At 73.5% G+C, this 21,748-nt stretch carries 13 protein-coding genes; 11 read left to right on the forward strand and 2 right to left on the reverse strand.

Going from position 1 to position 21,748, the window contains the following annotated elements; genetic code table 11:
* The first annotated feature begins 17 nt into the window (after positions 1-17).
* The 6 genes from OYE22_RS20265 (at position 18) to OYE22_RS20290 (ending at position 8,935) form a co-directional block, all read left to right on the forward strand.
* Positions 18-1,091 (forward strand): serine hydrolase domain-containing protein, encoded by a 1,074-nt coding sequence (locus OYE22_RS20265; RefSeq protein ID WP_277321735.1) that lies wholly within the window; start codon positions 18-20, stop codon positions 1,089-1,091.
* Between the two features lie 52 nt (positions 1,092-1,143).
* Positions 1,144-2,505: a serine/threonine-protein kinase gene (locus tag OYE22_RS20270; protein ID WP_277321736.1), complete on the forward strand. Its 1,362-nt coding sequence runs from the start codon at positions 1,144-1,146 to the stop codon at positions 2,503-2,505.
* Positions 2,429-3,127: a hypothetical protein gene (locus tag OYE22_RS20275; RefSeq protein ID WP_277321737.1), complete on the forward strand. Its 699-nt coding sequence runs from the start codon at positions 2,429-2,431 to the stop codon at positions 3,125-3,127. Before OYE22_RS20270 ends, OYE22_RS20275 begins: the two co-directional genes overlap by 77 nt.
* A gap of 80 nt (positions 3,128-3,207) precedes the next feature.
* Positions 3,208-5,052, forward strand: a complete 1,845-nt coding sequence (locus tag OYE22_RS20280) for a serine/threonine-protein kinase (RefSeq protein ID WP_277321738.1) — start codon at positions 3,208-3,210, stop codon at positions 5,050-5,052.
* Between the two features lie 301 nt (positions 5,053-5,353).
* Positions 5,354-6,991, forward strand: a complete 1,638-nt coding sequence (locus OYE22_RS20285) for a succinic semialdehyde dehydrogenase (RefSeq protein WP_277321739.1) — start codon at positions 5,354-5,356, stop codon at positions 6,989-6,991.
* A gap of 150 nt (positions 6,992-7,141) precedes the next feature.
* Positions 7,142-8,935, forward strand: coding sequence for a GMC family oxidoreductase (locus OYE22_RS20290; protein ID WP_277324227.1), 1,794 nt, complete (start codon positions 7,142-7,144; stop codon positions 8,933-8,935).
* A gap of 150 nt (positions 8,936-9,085) precedes the next feature.
* Here OYE22_RS20290 and OYE22_RS20295 read toward each other — a convergent pair whose 3' ends face one another.
* Positions 9,086-10,213 carry an LAETG motif-containing sortase-dependent surface protein gene (locus tag OYE22_RS20295; protein WP_277321740.1) on the reverse strand — a complete coding sequence of 376 codons (1,128 nt, stop codon included), beginning with the start codon at positions 10,211-10,213 and terminating at the stop codon, positions 9,086-9,088.
* 1,307 nt (positions 10,214-11,520) lie between these two features.
* A complete protein-coding gene (locus tag OYE22_RS20300; protein ID WP_277321741.1) occupies positions 11,521-11,964 on the reverse strand; it encodes a chorismate mutase in 444 nt (147 codons plus the stop codon).
* Positions 11,965-12,216: 252 nt separating this feature from the next.
* Between OYE22_RS20300 and guaA the strand changes: the two genes are divergently transcribed.
* The 5 genes from guaA (at position 12,217) to OYE22_RS20325 (ending at position 21,430) form a co-directional block, all read left to right on the forward strand.
* A complete protein-coding gene (guaA, locus tag OYE22_RS20305) occupies positions 12,217-13,815 on the forward strand; it encodes a glutamine-hydrolyzing GMP synthase (protein ID WP_277321742.1) in 1,599 nt (532 codons plus the stop codon).
* Positions 13,816-14,193: 378 nt separating this feature from the next.
* Entirely contained in the window at positions 14,194-14,646 is a 453-nt protein-coding gene (locus OYE22_RS20310; RefSeq protein WP_277321743.1) for a MarR family winged helix-turn-helix transcriptional regulator, read from the forward strand.
* 123 nt (positions 14,647-14,769) lie between these two features.
* Positions 14,770-15,336 carry a DoxX family protein gene (locus OYE22_RS20315; RefSeq protein WP_277321744.1) on the forward strand — a complete coding sequence of 189 codons (567 nt, stop codon included), beginning with the start codon at positions 14,770-14,772 and terminating at the stop codon, positions 15,334-15,336.
* Between the two features lie 688 nt (positions 15,337-16,024).
* Positions 16,025-20,614, forward strand: a complete 4,590-nt coding sequence (locus tag OYE22_RS20320; protein WP_277321745.1) for a SpaA isopeptide-forming pilin-related protein — start codon at positions 16,025-16,027, stop codon at positions 20,612-20,614.
* Between the two features lie 93 nt (positions 20,615-20,707).
* Positions 20,708-21,430, forward strand: a complete 723-nt coding sequence (locus OYE22_RS20325; RefSeq protein WP_277321746.1) for a L,D-transpeptidase — start codon at positions 20,708-20,710, stop codon at positions 21,428-21,430.
* Positions 21,431-21,748 lie beyond the last annotated feature (318 nt).

The following is a 21,748-nucleotide window of genomic DNA, read 5'->3' on the forward strand; positions in this document are numbered from 1 at the left end:
GGACGGCGCCCGCGCCCATGGGGGCCGAGCCGGCGTGGGCCACCGAGACCCTGGTGCCGCTGTTGCGCGCGGCTCCGGGCGCCAGCGGCGTCGCGGTCGCCGCCCGACGCGGAGCGGACCGGGTCTTCCTCGCCGACGGGCGCACCGCCTGGGGCGACGGCCGCCCCGTGGACGCCGACACGCGCTTCGAACTCGGCTCGCTGACCAAGACGTTCACCGCGCTGCTGCTGGCCGAGTCGGTGGCGCGCGGCGAGGTGCGGTACGAGGACCCGATCACCCGCTTCCTGCCGCGCGTCGCGGCCCCCCGGGTGCCCGGCGGCCCGATCACGCTGCTGCACCTGGCCACCCACACCTCCGGGCTACCCCGGCTGCCCCCCGGCCTCCTCACCCGCGCCGCCCCGGAGTGGTTCACCAACCCGTACGCCACCTTCCGCACCGAGGACCTGCTCGCCTCCCTCGGCCACACCCGCACCCGGACCCGCCCCGGCCACCGGTTCCGCTACTCCAACTTCGGTGTCGGGCTCCTCGGCCACCTGCTGGCCCGGGCCGCGTCGCCGGGGCGCGGCGCCTACGGCGACTACGGGGAACTCCTGGCCGGCCGGGTGCTGCGCCCGCTCGGGCTGCGCCGTACGACGTGCACGCCCGAGCTTCCGCAGGCCACCGGCTACTGGCACGGCCGGGCCCGCCCCCCGTGGGAGATCCCGGGGCTGCCCGGTGCGGGGGCCCTGCGCTCCAGCACCCGCGACGTGCTCGACCTGCTCGACGCGCTCGCCGACCCGGCCACGGCGCCGGGCACGGTGCCGGCGCGGTTGACCGAGGCCCTCGCGGACGTGACCCGGCCCCGGCTCGTGGTGCCGCGGAGCACCGCCCGGATGGCGCTGGTCTGGAACATCCGCCCGCGCCCCGGTTTCGACCTCTACCACCACTCGGGCGGCACGCGGGGCTTCACGGCGTTCGCCGGCTTCAGCCCGCAGGCGGGCGTCTCGCTGGTGGCGCTGGCCAACCGGGCGCCGGCCCCGAACGGGGCGTTCATCCAGCGGGCGTACGGCGCGTTGCGGGGGTTGGCGACGGGGTGTGTGGAGGGCGCGTAGCGGCCCGCCCCCGGACCCGGGCCCGCTGTGACGCGTGATGCAAGATGGCCGCATGGCACGTAACGGGGGCAACGCCCGGCTGATCGCCGGGCGTTATCGGTTGGTGGGGCAGTTGGGGCGCGGTGGCATGGGCACCGTGTGGCGGGCCGACGACGAACTGCTCGGCCGCCAGGTCGCGGTGAAGGAACTGCACCTGGACGAGGGCCTGTCCGCGCTCGACGCCCAGGCGCGGCGCGAGCGCACGCTCCGCGAGGCGCGCACCGTGGCCCAGCTCAAGCACCCGCACGTCATCGTCCTGCACGACGTGGTGGAGCAGGACGAACGCCCGTGGATCGTGATGGAGTTGGTCGACGGCCGCTCCCTGGCCGACCAGATCGCCGAGAGCGGCCCGGTCGGCCAGCGCGAGGCGGCCCGTATCGTGCTGGCCCTCCTCGACGCGCTGGGCGCGGCGCACGCGCGCGGCGTGCTGCACCGCGACATCAAGCCGGCCAACGTGCTGATGGAGGCGGGCACCGGGCGCGTCGTACTGACCGACTTCGGCATCGCCCAGGTCGCCGGGGCCACCACCATCACCGAGACCGGCACCTTCGTCGGCTCGCCCGAGTACACCGCGCCCGAGCGCATGTCGGGCCGCAGGACCGGCCCCGAGTCCGACCTGTGGTCGCTGGGGGTGTTGCTGTGCACGCTGGTCAGCGGCGAGTCGCCGTTCCGGCGCGACTCGTTGGGCGGGGTGCTGCACGCCGTCGTCTTCGACGAGATACGCGCGCCGGCGCAGGCCGGCCCGCTCGCGCCGGTCGTCCTCGGGCTGCTGGAGCGCGACCCGGCGCGCCGGCTCACCGCGGCCAGCGCGACCTCGTTGCTCCGCGCGTACGGCGCGCACCCCACCTCCGACGACGGCCTCCCGCTGGCCCCCGCCGCGCACGCCCCCCGCCCCGGGCCCTCCGCGACCCGCGCCCGGCCCACACCCGTCGGGCCACTCGCGACAGGACCAGGTCGCGGGCGGCGCCACACAGGACGGGGTCGGCCCCGTGGGTCACGGCCCCGCCCGGGGGAACGGCGCCCCGCCGGGGCAGGGGCAGCCGGTGCCCGTGGCCCACGGGGCGCACCAGCAGGCCGGCCCCGGCCACCCGCCGACGGTCGACTCGCCGGCCGCTGCCCATGTCCCGCACGCCACCCACGCCCCTGGCGCGGGCCACGCCCCGCCCGGGGGTCACGGCCCGCCCGCCGGTCACGCCCCAGCGGCCGGACAGGGCGCGCCCGCGCCGGCCACCCCCGACGGGACGCCGCCCGGCGGCGCCGGCCCGGGGCGCCCGGCGCGCGGGTCGCGCGGGCGCACCGTGGCCCTGGCCGTCGCCGCCGCCGTCGCGCTGGCCGGGCTCGTGGCCGGCACCGTGGTGCTGCTGGATCGGGGTGACGACGGCGCGTCCAACAGCGCCCAGGACGGCGACAAGGGCGGCGACGAGGGCGGCCGGGGCGAGCGGACCAAGGGCCCGGGCGGTGCGGAGGACCAGGTAAGGGAGCGGGACGACGCGCCCACCGACCAGCCGCCGACGGGGCCCACCACGGTGCCCACGGCCGCGCCCGACGGATACGAGCTGATCACCGACCCGGCCGGGTTCCGGGTAGCGGTGCCCAAGGGGTACACCCGCTCGTACGAGGCGCCGCGCGTGTACTACTACTCGCCGGGCAAGGCGTTCCGGATCGGCATCCACCCGCAGACCCTGGACCCGCGCGGCGCGGTGCGCGTGATGCGCGAGGCGCACGCCGAGGGCTCGCAGCGGTACGAGGGCTACCGCGACGGCCGGGTCACCGAGACCACGCACAACGGCCGGCCGGCCGCGCTGTGGGAGTTCACCTGGAACGGGGCCCAGGACGACGGCGGGGCGCGGCGGACGTACGACCTCAGTTGGGACGAGGGTGGCCGGATGTACGACGTGTGGGTATCGGCGCCCGTGGCGGAAAAAGACGAGGGTAGGCGACATTTCGCCACCGTTGTGGATACCTTCGACCTCCCCGGCGGCGGTAACCAGCCCTAGCGGCAACGGCTTTGTCACATCGGTCGCCCGCACCCGAGGCCGGTGGAAATGTGCCACTGGCGCGAGGTAATGATTAAGCCATGAATAACCATGGGGGACGGGCGGACGAGCCCACGAGTTACGGACTCCAGCCACCGCGCGGCGTAAGACCTCCGGCCGCCCCGGAGCCGACCCCCGGGCAGGACGCCGGAGCGGTCGCCGGCCAGGGCCAGCAACAAGTCCAGTACCAGGGCCAGTCACCCGCGGGGCGGCAGCGCGCGTACGAGCCGACGCATTTCGCGGGTTCCGCGGGTCCTGCTGGTTCTGCCGGCCCCGCCGGCCCTCCCAGCCCTCCCGGCGCGGCGGCGGGCGCCGGCTCGCCGACCACCGCGGGCGCCGCAGCCGCATGGGCCGCGGCGGCCGACCCGGACGCGGGCCGGCTGATCGGCGGTCGCTACCGGCTGGTGTCCCGACTCGGGCACGGCGGCATGGGCACCGTGTGGAAGGCGCACGACCAGATCGTGGACCGCGACGTCGCGGTCAAGGAGCCGCGCGTCCCCGACAGCCTGCCCGAGCGCGAGCGGCAGACCGTCTACCAGCGGATGCAGCGCGAGGCGCGCGCCGCCGCCCGGATCGACCACCCGGCGGTGGTCACCGTGCACGACGTGGTGGTCGAGGACGGCCGCCCGTGGATCGTGATGGAGCTGGTGCGCGGCCGGTCGCTGGGCGACGTGCTCGCCGACGGCACCCTCGACCCGCGCGAGGCGGCCCGGATCGGCGTCGAGGTGCTCGGCGCGCTGGCCGCCGCGCACGAGGCGGGCGTGTTGCACCGCGACGTCAAGCCGGACAACGTGCTGCTCGGCCGTGTCGGCGGCGGCCAGGGCGAGGGGCCCGGCGGCCGGGTCGTGCTGACCGACTTCGGGATCGCCCAGGTCGAGGGCGAGCAGGGGCTCACCGAGACCGGCGCGTTCATCGGCTCGCCCGAGTACATCGCCCCCGAGCGGGTGCTCGGCCAGCGGCCGGGGCCCGAGTCGGACCTGTGGTCGCTGGGCGTCGTGCTGTACGCCGCGGTCGAGGGCATGTCCCCGTTCCGCCGCACCAACCACCCCGCCACCCTGCAGGCGGTCCTGTCGGCCGAGCCGCAGGTGCCCGCCCGTGGATCCGGCGCCCTGGGCGCGCTGATCATGCAGTTGCTGCGCAAGGAGCCGGGGGCGCGGCCCACGGCGGCCGAGGCCCGGCAGACGCTGGAGTCGGTGGCCCGCCCGGCGCCCCAGCTCCCGCCGCTGATCGCCGCGGGTTCGGGCGCCGGCTCACCGGCCACCGGCCCGTCCCGGATCCCCGGCTGGCTGCGCGGCCGCAAGGGTCAACTCGGTCTCGGTGGCGGCGTGTTGGCGCTCGCGGTCGCGGTGGTCATGGTGGTGGTCAACCCCTTCGGTGGCAGCGGTGACGACGCGCCGGCCGGCTGGAAGACGGTCGACGCCGAGCAGCGCGTACGAGCCGAACTCGCCGCGCCCGAGGACTACACGCTCAGCGAGGACGACGACGAGATCACGCTGCTCGACCCGGGCAAGGTCTTCACGATCACCCTGAACCGGGACCCGGTCACCGACGAGTCGGACACGCCCACGGCGCTCCAGGAGGCCAACTCCTACCTGGACGACTACCAGGAGAACTCCTACGAGTACGGCTGGACCAAGGACTCCGTGGACGGCTCGGTGCGGGCGACGACGTACCACGGCGAGAAGGCCGCTGAGCTGACCGCCACGTACACCACCAACGACTCCGACAACCCGGAGGACCTGCGCCGCCGCGAGTTCCACTACATGAACGACTCCAAGGTGCAGTGGCAGCTCAGCGTGGAGATGCCCGCGGGCGGCAAGCCGCGCGCCGAGGGCGAGCGGATCTTCAAGGACGTGGTCAAGCACCTGCGGATCAAGGACCTGTAGCCGGCCGGGCGGCGCGCGGGAGCGGGCGCGCGGGCGCCCGGTCCGCGCCCGTCGCGGCCCCCGGGGACGGGGCGCGGCGGCCGGGTTCGCGGCCGTCGTCGAATCCGGTCGCCGAGTCGACTCGACCCGACTCGACCTGTCTCGGCCGTCCCGTCGCCGGGTGCAACGCCCCTGACCAGGGCAGATGTCGCCAGCGTTTACTGGCGCGGTGAGGCGGGCGGGAAACGTGGCCGTGTCCATGCGGTGAAAAGGGGTTACCGTCGGGTACCCAAACGGCCGTCGCGGGAATACGCTCACCCGCATGACGGACTCGAAGGGCACCACGCAGGCCACTGTCAGCACGCTTCCCGCCGCCGCGGACAACCCGGTCTTCGCCGCCCCGGCGGGCACCCGCACGGTGGCCGACGTGGTGACCCCCGAGCTGGTGGCCCGGCTCACCCGGGACGTCGTCGGCAGCGGCAAGACCCGCAGCCACGCGCCCGCCACCGGCGCCACCCTCGCCGACCTGCCCGAGTCCACACCCGACGACGTGGCCACCGCCTTCGACCGGGCCCGCCAGGCGCAGTACCTGTGGGCGCGGACCCCGGTGCGCCAGCGGGCCGCCGTCCTGCTGCGCTTCCACGACCTGGTGCTGCGCCGCCAGGCCGAGGTGCTCGACCTCATCCAGGCGGAGACCGGCAAGGCCCGGCTGCACGCGCACGAGGAGGTGCAGGCCGTCAGCGTCGCGGCCCGGCACTACGGCCGCAAGGCGCCCAGCTACCTCGCCCCCAAGCGGCACACCGGCGTCACGCCCACCCTCACCCGGGTCACCGAACTGCGCCAGCCGCGCGGCGTCGTCGGCCAGATCTCGCCGTGGAACTACCCCTTCGAGCTGTCGGTCGGCGACGCGCTGCCCGCCCTGGTCGCGGGCAACGCCGTGGTGATGAAGCCGGACACGGAGACCGCGCTGACCGCGCTGTGGGCGCGCGAGCTGCTGATCGAGGCCGGGCTGCCGGCGGGCGTGTGGCAGGTGGTGCTCGGCGACGGACCGGTGATCGGGCCCGCCGTCGTCCAGCACGCCGACTTCGTCTCCTTCACCGGCTCCACCCGCACCGGCCGCGAGGTCGCCCAGGGCGCGGCGGCCCGCCTGGTGGGCTGCTCCCTCGAACTCGGCGGCAAGAACGCCATGCTCGTCCTGCGCGACGCCGACCTCGACAAGGCCGCCGCCGGCGCGGTGCGCGGCTCGTTCTCCTCGGCCGGCCAGCTCTGCATCTCCATCGAGCGGCTGTTCGTGCACGAGTCGGTCGCCGACGCGTTCGTGGAGCGCTTCGCGGCCCGCACCCGCGCCATGCGGCTCGGCGGCGACCTCGCCTACGGCGCCGACATGGGCTCGCTGGTCTCCGAACACCAACTGGCCACCGTGCGGCGGCACGTGGACGAGGCCGTCGCCCAGGGCGCCAAGGTCGTCACGGGCGGGCGGGCGCGGCCCGACATCGGCCCCTACTTCTACGAGCCGACCATCCTGGACGGCGTGCTGCCGGAGATGGCCGTCTGCGAGGAGGAGACCTTCGGCCCGGTCGTGTCGATCTACCGGTTCACCGACGAGGACGACGCCATCGCACGGGCCAACGCCACCTCGTACGGGCTCAACGCCAGCGTCTGGACGCGCGACGGGGCCCGCGGCCGGGCCGTCGCCGCCCAGCTGCGCGCAGGCACCGTCAACGTCAACGAGAGCTACGCCGCCGCCTACGGCAGCGCCCAGGCGCCGATGGGCGGCATGGGCGACTCCGGGCTCGGGCGCCGGCACGGCAGCGAGGGCATCCTCAAGTACACCGAGGCGCAGACCGTCGCCCAGCAGCGACTGGTCCCGCTCGCCCCCTCCTTCGGCCTCTCGCACGAGCAGTACGCCCAGCTCATGACCCGCGGCCTGCGCGCCATGAAGGCCATCCGGCTCCGCTGAGCCGCCCGTTCCTACGGAGGTACCCCAGTGTCACGGGACAACTCTGTCCACAACGGCTCCGCCCCCGGCCCCGCCCACGCCGCGCCCGGCCCCGCCCCCGACCCCACCTCCGCGCACGACGACGCCGCCTACGACTACGACGTCCTCGTCATCGGCTCCGGCTTCGGCGGCTCGGTCAGCGCGCTGCGGCTGAGCGAGAAGGGCTACCGGGTCGGCGTCCTGGAGGCCGGCCGCCGCTTCGCCCGCGCCGAACTCCCCAAGAACTCCTGGGACGTGCGCAACTACCTGTGGGCGCCCGCGCTCGGCCTCTACGGCATCCAGCGCATCCACGTCCTGGGCAAGGTCATGGTGCTGGCCGGCGCCGGCGTCGGCGGCGGCTCGCTCAACTACGCCAACACGCTGTACGTGCCGCCACCCGCCTTCTTCCAGGACGCCCAGTGGGGTCACATCACCGACTGGCAGGAGGAGTTGCGCCCGTACTACGACCAGGCCAGGCGCATGCTCGGGGTACGTCTGAACAAGACGCTCACCCCCTCCGACGTCCACCTCAGGGACGCGGCCGAGAAGATGGGCGTGGGGGACTCCTTCCACATGGCCCCGGTCGGCGTCTTCTTCGGCGACGGCGACGACGCCGCGCCCCAGGGCACCGGCGAGGGCGTGCGGGCCGCGCCCGGCGAGACCGTGCCCGACCCGTACTTCGGCGGCGTCGGCCCGGCGCGGCGGGCCTGTACCGAGTGCGGCGAGTGCATGACCGGCTGCCGGCACGGCGCCAAGAACACCCTGAACGAGAACTACCTCCACCTCGCCGAACGCGCCGGGGCCACCATCCACCCCATGACCACCGTCGTGGGCCTGGGCGAACACCCCGACGGCGGCTACCGGGTCGCCACCGTCCCCACCGACCGGCGCCGCGGCACCCGCCCGAGGACGTTGCGCGCCCGCCAGGTGGTGGTCGCCGCCGGCACGTACGGCAGCCAGACCCTGCTGCACGCGATGCGCGACCGGGGCGAGTTGCCGCGTCTCTCACCCCGGCTCGGCTCGCTGACCCGTACCAACTCCGAGGCCATACTCGGCTCGCAGACCACCGACCGGCGCTACCGGAAGATCAGCGGCGAGCGGCGGGTCGACTTCACCAAGGGCGTGGCCATCACCTCGTCCATCCACCCCAACGCCACCACGCACATCGAGCCGGTGCGCTACGGCAAGGGCTCCAACGCGATGGGCTCGCTGTCCATCCTCCAGTTCACCCACCGCGAGCGGGTGCCCAACTGGATCAGCTTCCTCGCGGCCAACCTGCGCCACCCGGTGCTCGCGGGGCGCGCGCTGTCCAACCGGCGCTGGTCCGAGAAGACCATCATCGGCCTGGTCATGCAGACCCACGACAACTCGCTGACCACCTACCGCAAGGCCAAGGGCCTCGGCAAGGGCCTGCTCACCGCGCGACAGGGGCACGGCGCGCCCAACCCGGACCGCATACCGGAGGGTGAGGAGGCGGCGCGGCTGGTCGCGGAGTCCATCAACGGCTTCGCCGGCACCAACGTCGGCGAGCTGATGGGCACCCCGCTCACGGCGCACTTCCTCGGCGGCTGCCCGATCGGCACCAGCGCCGAGCACGGTGTGATCGATCCGTACCACCGGCTCTTCGGCCACCCCGGCATCCACGTCGTGGACGGCGCGGCGATCACCGCCAACCTGGGCGTCAACCCGTCGCTGACCATCACGGCGCAGGCCGAGCGGGCGATGTCGCTGTGGCCCAACAAGGGCGAGCCCGACCCGCGCCCCGCCCAGGGCGAGCCCTACCAGCGCGTCGCGCCCGTGGCCCCGCGTCGTCCGGCGGTCCCCGAGGGCGCGTTCGGCGCCCTGAAACTGTCCCTCCTGCCGGTGCCGACCATCCCGCCACGGCCCGCCCCGGACGGGGCGCCGGAACCCATGGCCGAGGCGTAACCGCGCGCCGGGCCGTGCCCCGCGCCGGGGCCCAAGGCGCGGGGGCCGGGTCGGCTGGTTGGTGGTCCAGCCGCCCCGGCCCCCGCTCGGCCGCCCGCCGGTGTCGCTCCGGCGGCGCGGTAGGTGGTGGTACCCGGTGAGGTGTCCGTGTTACGCGGGCGTCGCCCCGGCCTTGCGGCGGCGCACGACGAGGATGGCGCCGGCGCCGGCGACCATCGCCACGCCGCCGATCATCGCGATCGTCGGCAGGTTCGAGTCCGAACCGGTGTTGGCCAGCTCACCGACCGGGTGGATCGCCTTGTCGCCGACCGGCCGCTTGGGGATCGACACCGGCAGCGGCTTCTTGCCGCCCTGCGGCTTGGCGTCCGGCACCTGCGACTCGTCGCCGCCCGGGAGCTGCGCGGCGGACTTCACGACCTCGAAGTCGTAGTAGTCGCCGCTGGAGTAGACGCAGTTGCCCTCCTCGTCGGCGAAGGCGCCGATGGAGATGGCGTAACCGAAGCCGTCGGGCGCGCCCTTGGCGACGCTCAGCCGCAGGTCGAGGCGGATCGTCTCGTGCGGCCTGACCGAGGTGTAGCCGACGTAGCCGTGGGCGTCGTCGTCCTGGTCGGTGGAGATGCTCTCCCAGGCCCCGGTGTCCGGGTTCTTGAACTGGAGGGTCAGGTACTTGCCCGTGCCCTCCGGGTGCTCGGCGTGCGCGGTGCCCGCCAGGATGCCGAGGTCGACGCGGTGGAAGGCGCGGTCCGAGGTGTTCTTCACGCGGAAGGTGAAGCCGTGGTAGCCGCTGCCGGCCACGACCTTGGACGGCAGCCCGACGAGCGTGGTGCTCAGGTCGGGGTCCTCCGCGTACTCGTCGCTGTCCTCGCAGGGCGCGGGCGGCTCGGAGTCGGTGGGCGTCGGGCTCGGCCCGTCGGTGGGAGTGCTGGTCGGCTTGCCGGTGGGCTGGCCGGTCGGGTCGCCGGTGGGCTTGCCCGTGGGCTCGCCGGTCGGGTTCCCGGTGGGGGTACCGGTCGGGTCGCCCGTCGGGTTCCCGGTGGGCTGGCCGGTCGGGTCGCCGGTGGGCTTGCCCGTGGGCTCGCCGGTCGGGTTCCCGGTGGGGGTGCCCGTCGGGTTGCCGGTGGGGTTCCCGGTCGGCTCGCCGGTCGGGGTCGGCGTGCCCGTCGGCGTCTGCGACGGCGTCGTCGGCTCCTCGGCGTACGCACCGGGCGCGGCGAGCAGCGTCGCGGGCAGGAGGGCCGCCGTGGCCGCGGCGGCCGTGAGGGTGCGGCGAAGCTTCATGAAGACCTCTTCTGGGTCCAAAGGAGCCGCCAAGGGAGCGGCGTCCGCGGGGTCGGCCGTCGCGGTGGGGCGCGTCATGGCCGTGCGTTTGCACGTACATGACCAGTAGTACTGGCCAAAGGTTGCACACAGAATAATCACAACTCGCGGTGATCTAGCTCACTGGCAAACCCGGCCCGCCCACGATGACCTGCGCGATCCGCTCACGGGCGCGACCCGGGCCGGCGGCCTCGCGTGGCGGAGTGTCACCCTCCGCCGGGCGGCGTACGGCTCGTGGGTACGGGCTCCGGGCGCGGCCTCCGGCGGCACCGCGAGCGGCCCGAAGGAGGTCAACTGCCTCTGCTTTACGGCGAATTGGGGGCACCCACCCAGGCTGCGGGGCGAGGTGCGGGCGGGCGTCGATGTGCGAGAGCCCCGCGGACGCCGCGGGGGGATGGCGTCCACGGGGCTCTCGGCGGTCAGCAACGGCGTCAGGGCAGCGCCGGTGCTGAGAGGCGGCGCCGGGGGATCGCGCCGCTGGCCCGGAAGGTATCGGTGTCGCGGCCCGCGCGCACCGGTCGCGGGTCTACCCGTCGCGGCTGGTCGGGCCGTCGAGGGCGGGAGCGCCACCCGGAAGGCGGGTGGTGCGGTGCGGGGGCCTCGCTTTGCATCGTGGTGGATATGCCACATCCGGCGCAACCGTTTCGACCGGATGCGGTCGGCCCCGGGCGTCCCCAGGGCCGACCGTTGGTGTGGCGACCGGGCTGCTGTCCCCTGCCGTCCGGTCGCCTGACCGAAGCGAGGTCCCACGACGTGCTCCGTTTGCGTCACCACGGGGAGCGCGTCTCATCGCTTCGGGTATCCGTCCTGCCGCTGTTGGGCGCCCGATGAACAGGTACGGAAGCCACGCGTGGAATGGGGCCGCTCCTGGCTGGCGCGGACACGTGGCCCAACGACAGGTCGCGCGAGCCGGTCACGCGCCGTACGGGTGACGGCTCGGCGTGCCGGGCGACCAAACGATTCCGCACACGCCGCAAATCGCCCGCTGAGCACCCTTCCCGACACCCGGCACGCCCTGTCGCGCCCTCGCCGACGCTCCGGCGCACGACCGCGACCCGAGCGCGCCGTACGGGCCCGCCGGGGTATTGGCGTACGCCCCCACGCGCCTGGCCGGTCGCCGGGGTGGCCGGGGTGGCCGGGCCAGCCCGACCGCCGGGGTCGCCGGGCCGCGCCGTCCGTGCCCCGCTCCCTGCGCCGCGTACGCCGGGGCGGGGCGGGCCAGGTCAAGTCGGGGCGAGCCGGGCCGCCGGCCGCCGGCCGGCGTCGGCTCAGGCGCGGCCCCGGCACAGTTCGAGGAGGGTCATGGCCAGGGCCGTGCCGGGCTTGCCGAGCTGGTCGCGGTAGTGGTTCAGGATCTCCAGCTCGCGGGCGAGGTTCACGCGGCGCCCGCCCGACCCGATCCGCTCGCGCTGGATGGCGGCCGAGACGGCGGCGCGCTCCTGGACGAGACCGATGATCCGGCCGTCCAGGTCGTCGATGCGCCGCCGGGCGTCGTGGATGGCACCCGCCGCGGCGTCCGTGCGGGCCCCGGTGGACTCGGCGTCGGAGGGACGGGCGGGCCGTGGGGCGACGGGTTCCGCGACGGCGGTCGCCGCGGGCCGGGGGCTGTCGGTGGCGGCGGACCCGGTCGCGGCGGCCGGGCGGGCCGGGCCGGCGGGCGGGGCGGCCGACGGGGCGAGGGGGGCGGGGGTCGCGGCGTTGGCGGTGCTCATGGGTCTCTCCTGGTCCTGGGGTTACCGGCCCCCGGCCGACCACAGACCCGGCACAACGCAGGACGCCCCGGGCCTTGGCTGGCCCGGGGCGCCTGGGAAGTCGCTTAAGTGATCAAGCAGCACGACCATGGCAGCCGGACGGGCCGGTGCCATAGGTAAAGACGAAGGTCACGTGCTTGGACATGGAGCAGAGTATGGGCCCGTTAGGATAGAAAGTCCAACCCCCCGTACCACCGCCGGAAGGCCGCCCCAGTGCCATCAGCGACTCCCTCCGCCACCGAAGCGCACGAGCCGGACCCCGTCCTCGTCGTCGACTTCGGCGCGCAGTACGCACAGCTCATCGCCCGTCGCGTGCGCGAGGCGCGGGTGTACAGCGAGATCGTGCCGTCCACCATGCCGGTGGCCGAGATGCTTGCCAAGAACCCGCGGGCGATAATCCTCTCCGGCGGTCCCTCGTCGGTGTACGAGGAGGGCGCGCCGCGCGTCGACCGCTCCCTGTTCGAGGCCGGGGTCCCGGTGTTCGGCATGTGCTACGGGTTCCAGCTGATGGCCGAGTCGCTGGGCGGCACCGTCGACGACAACGGTGCCAGGGAGTACGGGCGGACACCGCTGGCGGTCGCCAAGTCCGGCTCCACCCTCTTCGAGGGCACCCCGGACCAGCAGACCGTGTGGATGTCGCACGGCGACGCGTGCTCCGCCGCGCCCGAGGGCTTCACCGTCACCGCCTCCACCGACGTGGTCCCGGTCGCCGCCTTCGAGAACGACGAGCGGAAGCTCTACGGCGTGCAGTACCACCCCGAGGTCATGCACACCACGCACGGCCAGCAGGTGCTGGAGCACTTCCTGTACCGGGGCGCCGGCATCGAGCCCACCTGGACCACGAAGAACGTGGTCGAGGAGGCCGTCGCGGCCATCCGCGAGCAGGTCGGCAGCAAGCGCGCGATCTGCGGGCTCTCCGGCGGCGTGGACTCGGCCGTGGCCGCCGCGCTGGTGCAGAAGGCCATCGGCTCGCAGCTCACCTGCGTCTACGTGGACCACGGCCTGATGCGCAAGGGCGAGTCCGAGCAGGTCGAGAAGGACTTCGTGGCCGCCACCGGCGTGCAGCTCAAGGTGGTCGACGCCGAGGAGCGGTTCCTGACCGCGCTGGCCGGCGTGTCCGATCCGGAGCAGAAGCGCAAGATCATCGGCCGGGAGTTCATCCGGGTCTTCGAGCAGGCCCAGGCCGAGCTGGTCGCCGAGGCGGGCGAGGCCGGCGAGGACGTCGCCTTCCTGGTGCAGGGCACCCTGTACCCCGACGTCGTCGAGTCCGGCGGCGGCACCGGTACCGCCAACATCAAGTCGCACCACAACGTCGGCGGCCTCCCCGACGACATCGAGTTCGAGCTGGTCGAGCCGCTGCGCAAGCTGTTCAAGGACGAGGTCCGGATGGTCGGCCAGGAGCTGGGCCTGCCCGAGGAGATCGTCCAGCGGCAGCCCTTCCCGGGCCCCGGGCTCGGCATCCGCATCGTCGGCGAGGTCACCAAGGACCGGCTCGACCTGCTGCGCGAGGCCGACGCCATCGCCCGCGAGGAGCTGACCGCGGCCGGCCTCGACCGCGACATCTGGCAGTGCCCCGTGGTGCTGCTCGCCGACGTCCGCTCGGTCGGCGTGCAGGGCGACGGCCGCACCTACGGCCACCCGATCGTGCTGCGCCCGGTCTCCTCCGAGGACGCGATGACGGCGGACTGGTCGCGCCTTCCGTACGACGTGCTCTCGCGCATCTCCACCCGCATCACCAACGAGGTCGACGAGGTCAACCGGGTGGTCCTGGACATCACCAGCAAGCCCCCCGGCACCATCGAGTGGGAGTAGCCCCTCCCGCCTCACCGCACGTCGCGTAACGGCCGCGCCGCCCCCGATTCCCCGGGGGCGGCGCGGCCGTTCGTGGTGGTGCGCGCGATCTCGGCCGGGCGGGTCGGGCCGGGGCGGTCGGGGTGGGCCCGTGCGGGGTCGGTCGGTCCGGCCGGGGCGGGGCGGAGTGGCCGGGTTGGCCGGGGCCGGGGGCCGGCTCCGGGCGGTTGACTTGAATAATGGTTCAACTTTTACGGTGATCTCGTCGTCGGGAGACCGCACCGCTTCGCGGATGCGTACGACAGCGCAGGTCACCACGTGTTCCCGAACCCGCTGTCGCGGGGCGACCGCCTTCGCGGCGGTCCGTGCGAGGTGGCCCCGACCGTGAGGAGAGGGACCGTGCTCAAGACGTACTCGGACGAGGAACTGCTGCGACAGCCGGTCGGCTACTGGACCGGCGTCGCCCAGGAACTCGTCGTCGGCAGCATCAACGACACCCTGGGCACCCTGGGCATCCGGCAGCCGCAGTGGTGGGTGCTGAACCTGATCAACCGCTCCGACGACGGGCTGACGCGCGCCGAGCTGCCCGCGGGGCTGCGACACCACGTGGACTCGTCCGTCACGGACTCGGTCGCCGACGACCTCACCGGGCGCGGCTGGCTCGTCGAGGGGCGGGACCAGCGGCTGCGGCTGACGGAGGAGGGGTCCGCCGCGCTCGCCACGCTGTGGGAGCGCGTGCCGCGGACGCTGGACCGGATCCGCGCCGGCTTCTCGGACGCCGAGTACGTCCAGCTCATCAACCTGCTGCGGCGGGTCGTGGACAACCTGGACGGCCACAGCGACCTGGACTGACGCGCGCCGGACCGAGGTGCAGCCGGGCCGGGCCGCGCCGGGCGGCGGCGCGGCGCGCGCCAGCACAGGCGCGCGGCCGGCCCCGCGGGGACACTGGGGGCCCGGAGACCGAGAGGCGAGGCCATGACCCAGGGACGGTGGACGGCAGGCGGCGGCGCGACCGGCGGTCCGCCCGGCGGGCGACGGCACGGCTGGCGCTCCGCGCTCGCCCCGTACGCCCTGCTGCCGCTACGCGTCTTCCTGGGCGTGACCTTCGTCTACGCCGGCCTCGACAAGCTGACCGACGCGTCGTTCCTGTCCGACAGCGGGCCGGGCTCGATCGGCGAGACGATGCGCTTCGCGCGCCCGTCCGCGGCCTTCCCGGACCTGGTCGACCTGGCGCTGAAGGCACCCACCGGCTTCGGCTACGCCATCGCCTGCGGCGAACTCGCGGTCGGCCTCGGCACGCTGTTCGGCGTGCTGGCCCGGCTGGCGGCGGTCGGCGGGGCGCTGATCTCGCTGAGCCTGTGGCTGACCGTGAGCTGGTCGACGGAGCCGTACTACTACGGCAACGACCTGGCCTATCTGATGGCCTGGTTGCCGCTGGTCCTGGCGGGCGCCCCGTACCTGTCCGTGGACGCCGCGCTCGCCGGCAACCACTGGCGCCGCCGAGGCGGTCGCTGGCGCCGCGGCGGCCGCGTCTTCGGCTGACCGGCACGGGTTCGGACGCTACCGGTCCCGGTGCCGGTCGCGGCCTTCCGGCCTTCCGGCCTTCCGGCCTTCCGGCCTTCCGGCCTTCCGGCCTTCCGGCCTTCCGGCCTTCCGGTCGAGTCTGGTCGCTGTCGCGTGTCTCTGTTACGAGCTGCCGGGCGTGCGGCCGTTACGGGCCCCGGGCGGGCTGGCCGTGGCCGCCTCCGGCCTGCCCAGCCTCGGGCGGACGAGGTCGTGGCCGCCTCCGGCCGGCCGTCGCTCCGGGCCGGTCCGAGGGCGTACCACGGCCTACCACGGCTCGCTCCACCTCGCCACGCGGACCCGGCAGGGGCGGAGGCTCGCCGCGCGGGCGCCGGGCCCCGCTCGTACCATCGCGGGCCCGCCGTGGCGCGGCGCCGTCGGGCGGGTGGCGCGGGTGGCCCGCGCCGGTGCGGCGGGGTCGGCCCGGGGCGGGTGCGGGGCGCTGGCGGGCGGGGTCGACGGCGCGTCGGCGCGGTGGCCGGCCGCCCGTGACGGGCCCCGTACGCGTGTGTGCGCCCCGGGGCGCACACGTGCGGTCAACGGGTCACGAACGGCCTAAGCACGCCTGACGTTAATCAGCCCGTATGGGTGGGATCGACCAGGTGACCGGCGCAAGCGTCCGTGTCACTGACCGCCGCACCTCGCGCGGCTACGCACGATGCGGCGCATGAGACCCATCTCCGAGCGCCTAGCCGCGCTCCGATCACGCGCCGGCGCCGCCGGCGTTGCATGTGCCGTGGTCGCCACGGCCGTGCCCATCCTGACGTTCGGGTTGAGCGCACCGCCAGCGGCGGCCGCGCCCCTGCCGGGCGGCCTCGGCCCGTGCGTGCCGGGGTCCTGTCCCGACCCGTTCCCGCCGATCAACAACGACGCCTTCCACGGTCGGGACGACGCGATCAACATCTTCGTCGGCGACGACTTCCTGGTGCGCGGCCGGGCGGCCGAGGCCGAGGGTCGCGTGGTCGTGCTCGACAACTTCGACCAGAACAAGGACACCGCCGCCGGCGGCCTCTACAACCTCGGCATCGTCGGGGTCGGCTCGCGTGTCCCGCCGCCGGACGGCTCGGACTTCCTGAGCACCGGCGGTGACGTGACCATCGCGCCCGGGCAGGTACTGGACACGACCGGCGGCGTCGTCGGTGAGGACGGCATCGTCCGGTACGCCGGGACGCTCACCGGCACCGTCCGGGGCACGACCATCCAGGACAGTGACGCGGTCGCGCCGTACACCGCCCTGCGGGACGAGCTCACGGCGGCCAGCCGCTGCTACGCGCGAGTGGACGGAGCGCCGAGGCCCGCCACGGGCACGGCGGTCAACCAGGGCTACCAGACGCTGTTCACCGGCGACGGCACCTCCTCGCTCCAGGTGTTCAACGTGGACTTCGACATGGTGGGGGCGGGCGGCGGCGCCCAGGGCATCGCCTTCGCGGGCATCCCGGCCGACGCCACGATCCTCGTCAACATCGTCGGCGCCGACCGCACCATCAACACCTACAGCGGTGGCATCACCGACGACGACCCGCTGAACGCCTACCGCGAGCGGCTGCTGTGGAACTTCCCCGACGCCACGTCGGTGGACCTGGCCGGCAGCGGCCAGTTCCAGGGCAGCGTCCTGGTCGGCGAGCAGTCGTCGACGACCACGGTGACGCTCCCCGGCATCAACGGACGCATGTTCACCACCGGCTCGCTGACCCACACGAGCGCGGCGACCGGTGGCGGCGGCCAGGAGTTCCACGCGTACCCGTTCGACGGTGACCTGCCGGACTGCGGTACCGGCCCCGAGCCGCCGACGACCGGTGAGGTCAGTGTCCTGAAGACGGACGCGGCGACGGGTGACGCGTTGGCGGGTGCGGAGTTCACGCTGTGGCGTGAGAGCAACGGTACCGAGGGGTTGCAGACCACCGGAGCCGACCCGGACACCCGGGTCTCCACCTGCACCACCCCGGCCAGCGGTGTCTGCGCGGACACCACCAGCCTGGGGACGTACTACTGGGAGGAGACGGCGGCTCCGGATGGTTACGAGTTGCCGGCCGACCCGGTGTTTGGTCCGTTGACGTTGACGGAGGACAACGCTGATACGGGTGTGCGGGTTGTGGCGGAGAACACGGATTCGCCCGAGCCGCCGGTGACCGGTGATGTCAGTGTGTTGAAGACCGATACGGCAACCGGTGGTCCGTTGGCGGGTGCGGAGTTCGTGCTGTGGCGTGAGAGCAACGGCGTGGCCGGGCTCCAGACCACCGGTGACGACCCGGACACCCGGGTTTCGGAGTGCACGACGCCGGCCAGCGGCGAGTGTGCCGAGACGACCGGACTCGGCACCTACTACTGGGAAGAGACCTCGGCACCCCCGGGGTACGACCTGCCCACCCCGAGCGTGTTCGGCCCGCTCACGCTGACCGAGGAGAACGCCGCCGAAGGCGTACGGGTCGAGGCCGCGAACAGCTCCACCCCGGTGCCGCCGACGACCGGTGAGGTCAGTGTCCTGAAGACGGACGCGGCGACGGGTGACGCGTTGGCCGGCGCGGAGTTCACGCTGTGGCGTGAGACGAACGGCACCGAGGGGTTGCAGACCGAGGGCGACGACCCTGACACCCGGGTTTCCACGTGTACGACTCCCGCCACTGGCGTGTGCGCGGACACCACCAGCCTGGGGACGTACTACTGGGAGGAGACGGCGGCTCCGGATGGTTACGAGTTGCCCGCCGACCCGGTGTTTGGTCCGTTGACGTTGACGGAGGACAACGCTGACACGGGTGTGCGGGTCGTGGCGGAGAACACGGATTCGCCCGAGCCGCCGGTGACCGGTGATGTCAGTGTGATCAAGACGGACGCGGAGACCGGTGGTCCGTTGGCGGGTGCGGAGTTCGTGCTGTGGCGTGAGAGCAACGGCGTGGCCGGGCTCCAGACCACCGGCGACGACCCGGACACCCGGGTTTCGGAGTGCACGACGCCGGCCAGCGGCGAGTGCGCCGAGACGACCGGACTCGGCACGTACTACTGGGAGGAGACGGCCGCACCCGGCGGTTACGACCTGCCTGCCGACCCGGTCTTCGGACCGCTGACGCTGACCGAGGAGAACGCCGGCGCCGGCGTACGCGTCGAGGCGTCGAACACCGCCTCGTCCGAGCCGGAGCCGACGACCGGCGAGGTCAGTGTCATCAAGACCGACTCGGGGTCGGGTGACCCGCTCGCCGGTGCCGAGTTCGTGCTGTGGCGTGAGTCGAACGGTACGCCTGGGTTGCAGACGGGTGGGGCCGACCCGGACACGCGGGTTTCGGACTGCACGACGCCTGCCAGTGGTGTGTGTGCCGACACCACTGAACTCGGTACGTACTACTGGGAGGAGACCGCTGCTCCCGACGGGTACGACCTGCCCGACCCGAACGTCTTCGGTCCGCTCACGCTGACCGCGGACAACGCCGACACCGGTGTACGGATCGAGGCGTCCAACACCGCTTCGTCCGAGCCGGAGCCGACGACCGGCGAGGTCAGCGTCATCAAGACGGACGCGGCGACGGGTGACACGCTGGCGGGCGCTGAGTTCACGCTGTGGCGTGAGAGCAATGGCACCGAGGGGTTGCAGACCACCGGTGCCGACCCGGACACCCGGGTCTCCACCTGCACCACCCCGGCCAGCGGTGTCTGTGCCGACACCACGGGTCTCGGCACGTACTACTGGGTGGAAGACGAGGCCCCCGACGGCTACGACCTCCCGGCCGACCCGGTCTTCGGGCCGCTGACGCTGACGGAGGAGAACGCCGGCGCCGGCGTACGGGCCGAGGCCGAGAACACTCCCTCGTCCGAGCCGGAGCCGACGACCGGCGAGGTCAGTGTCATCAAGACCGACTCGGGGTCGGGTGACCCGCTTGCTGGTGCCGAGTTCGTGCTGTGGCGTGAGTCGAACGGTACGCCTGGGCTGCAGACGGGTGGGGCCGATCCGGACACGCGGGTTTCGGACTGCACGACGCCTGCCAGTGGTGTGTGTGCCGACACCACTGAACTCGGTACGTACTACTGGGAGGAGACCGCTGCTCCCGACGGGTACGACCTGCCCGACCCGAACGTCTTCGGTCCGCTCACGCTGACCGCGGACAACGCCGACACCGGGGCGCGGATCGAGGCGGCGAACCACCGCTCGTCCGAGCCGGAGCCCACCACCGGTGAGGTGAGCGTCATCAAGAGGGACGCTGAGACCGGTGACGTGCTGGCGGGTGCGGAGTTCACGTTGTGGCGTGAGAGCAATGGCACCGAGGGGTTGCAGACCACCGGTGCCGACCCGGACACCCGGGTCTCCACCTGCACCACCCCGGCCAGCGGGGTGTGCGCCGACACCACCAACCTCGACACGTACTACTGGGTCGAGAACGAGGCCCCCGACGGCTACGAGCTGCCGGCCGACCCGGTCTTCGGTCCGCTGACGCTGACGGAGGAGAACGCCGGCGCCGGCGTCCGGGTCGAGGCCGAGAACACCCGCGAGGTCACGCCTCCCGGCAAGGGCTCCATCAAGCTGCTGAAGAAGGACGCCAAGCACGGGAAGCCGCTCGCGGGCGCCGTCTTCGAGCTGTGGCGGGAGACCAACGGCGTCGAGGGCCTGCAGGTCAGGGGCGACAACCCCGACACCCGTCAGGACCGCGGATGTTCGACCGACAAGGCCGGCGTCTGCACCTTCGAGGACCTTCCGGTCGGGGAGTACTACCTCCGCGAGACGGCCGTCCCCGAGGGGTACGAACTGCCGGACAACCCCGTCTCCGGCCCGTACGAGGTGACGAAGGAGAACAGCTCCGAGGGCGTCACCGTGGAACTGTCCAACAAGCGCGGCGAGCCGTGCAAGGGCAAGGACTGCAAGCCGCAGCCCCCGTGCGACTGCCACTGCGGGTGCTGTGACCACGGCAACCACGGCGAGCACGGCCGGAACTGCCACCACGGCAACCACGGCAACCACGGCAACCACGGCAAGAACTGCCACCACCACAACAACGGTCACCACCACGGCAAGAGCTGCCACCACAACGGCGGCGACCACGGCAAGGACGGCCACCACAACGACGGCCACCACGGCAAGGACGGCCGCCACCACAACGACAACCACCACAACGACGGCCATCACAGCAAGGACGGCCGCCGCGACGACGACAAGAACCACGGTCACGACCACCACAGCACCCCCAACAAGAACGAGCGGCACGACAAGAACCACAAGGGCGGCGAGCACGGCAAGGGCGGCGAGCACAAGCCGCACGCCGACTCGCGCTCCTGACGCTCACCGGTTCGGCCGCCCATGACTGGGCGGCCGAACCGGCCCGGTGATGCACTGACAGGGCCCCGGAACGTTCTCCCAGGAGGTTGTGACGTGCGCCCTGTCCGTCTCCCCCGTGCCGTGGCCGCTCTCGCGGCCACGGCACTCCTCTGTGCGGCGACGGCGCTGGCCGGCGCCGCACCTGCCTCCGCTGCCACGGCCCACGCTGACGCCGACGGCGCCGCGTGCACCGCGCCCAGCGGGCCCTATCAGCGCCCGCTGGAGAAGCACCTGGGTCGGCCCGTCGACGGCCGACAGTCAGCCGCGGACTGCCGGGCCATCCGCGCTTTCCAGGCCAAGCACGGCACCGCGCGCACGGACGGCTATGCCGACCTCGGCACGTATCGCACGCTTGTCGCGGTGCAGGCCGCGCACCGCCCGAATGCCTCTGGTCACTGCCCGGTTCGCTCCTTCCGCGTCACCTGCGTTGACATGGACCGACAGTTGCTCTGGGTGCAGACCGGCGACCGGCTGGACTTCGGACCCGTGCCGATCCGCACCGGCCGGGACGCCCAGGAGACCCGGCCGGGCTGGCACACGATCTACTCCCGCAGCAAGGACCACGTCTCCACCCTCTACGCCAACGCCCCCATGCCGTACGCCCAGTTCTTCGACGGAGGCCAGGCGCTGCACGGCCGGCCCGGCGACCTCTTCGACGGCGGCGGCTCGGCCGGCTGCGTGAACCTGACCGTCAAGGACGCGGCGACGCTGTGGGACCTCCTACACCTCAAGGACCGCGTCTACGTCTGGGGCACCAAGCCCGGCACGGCCGACTGACCCGCTCCTTCCTACTGCCCTGCCCTGTCTTGCACTGCTTTGCACTGCCTCGGCCCCGCCCCGGCCAGCGCTTGGCAGCCCCCGAACCGGCCCAGCCCGCTGCGGCCTGCCACGCGTCGGCCCGCCACGCGCTCGCACCAGCCCCGCTTGGATCAGCCGCTCACCTCAGGGCGCGATGCCCGTCTCGCGTCCAGCGGGTGCCCGCATCGCCTCCTTCGGGTGTCTGCTTCGTTCGGATCGGATGCCCGCATCGCCCACGTGGGGTGACCGCTTCGCGGGTGCGTGTGCCGGACCGGGTTGGGTGGGTGCGGGTGGTGG

This window comes from Streptomyces sp. 71268 (assembly GCF_029392895.1).
In the GTDB taxonomy this organism is placed as follows: domain Bacteria; phylum Actinomycetota; class Actinomycetes; order Streptomycetales; family Streptomycetaceae; genus Streptomyces.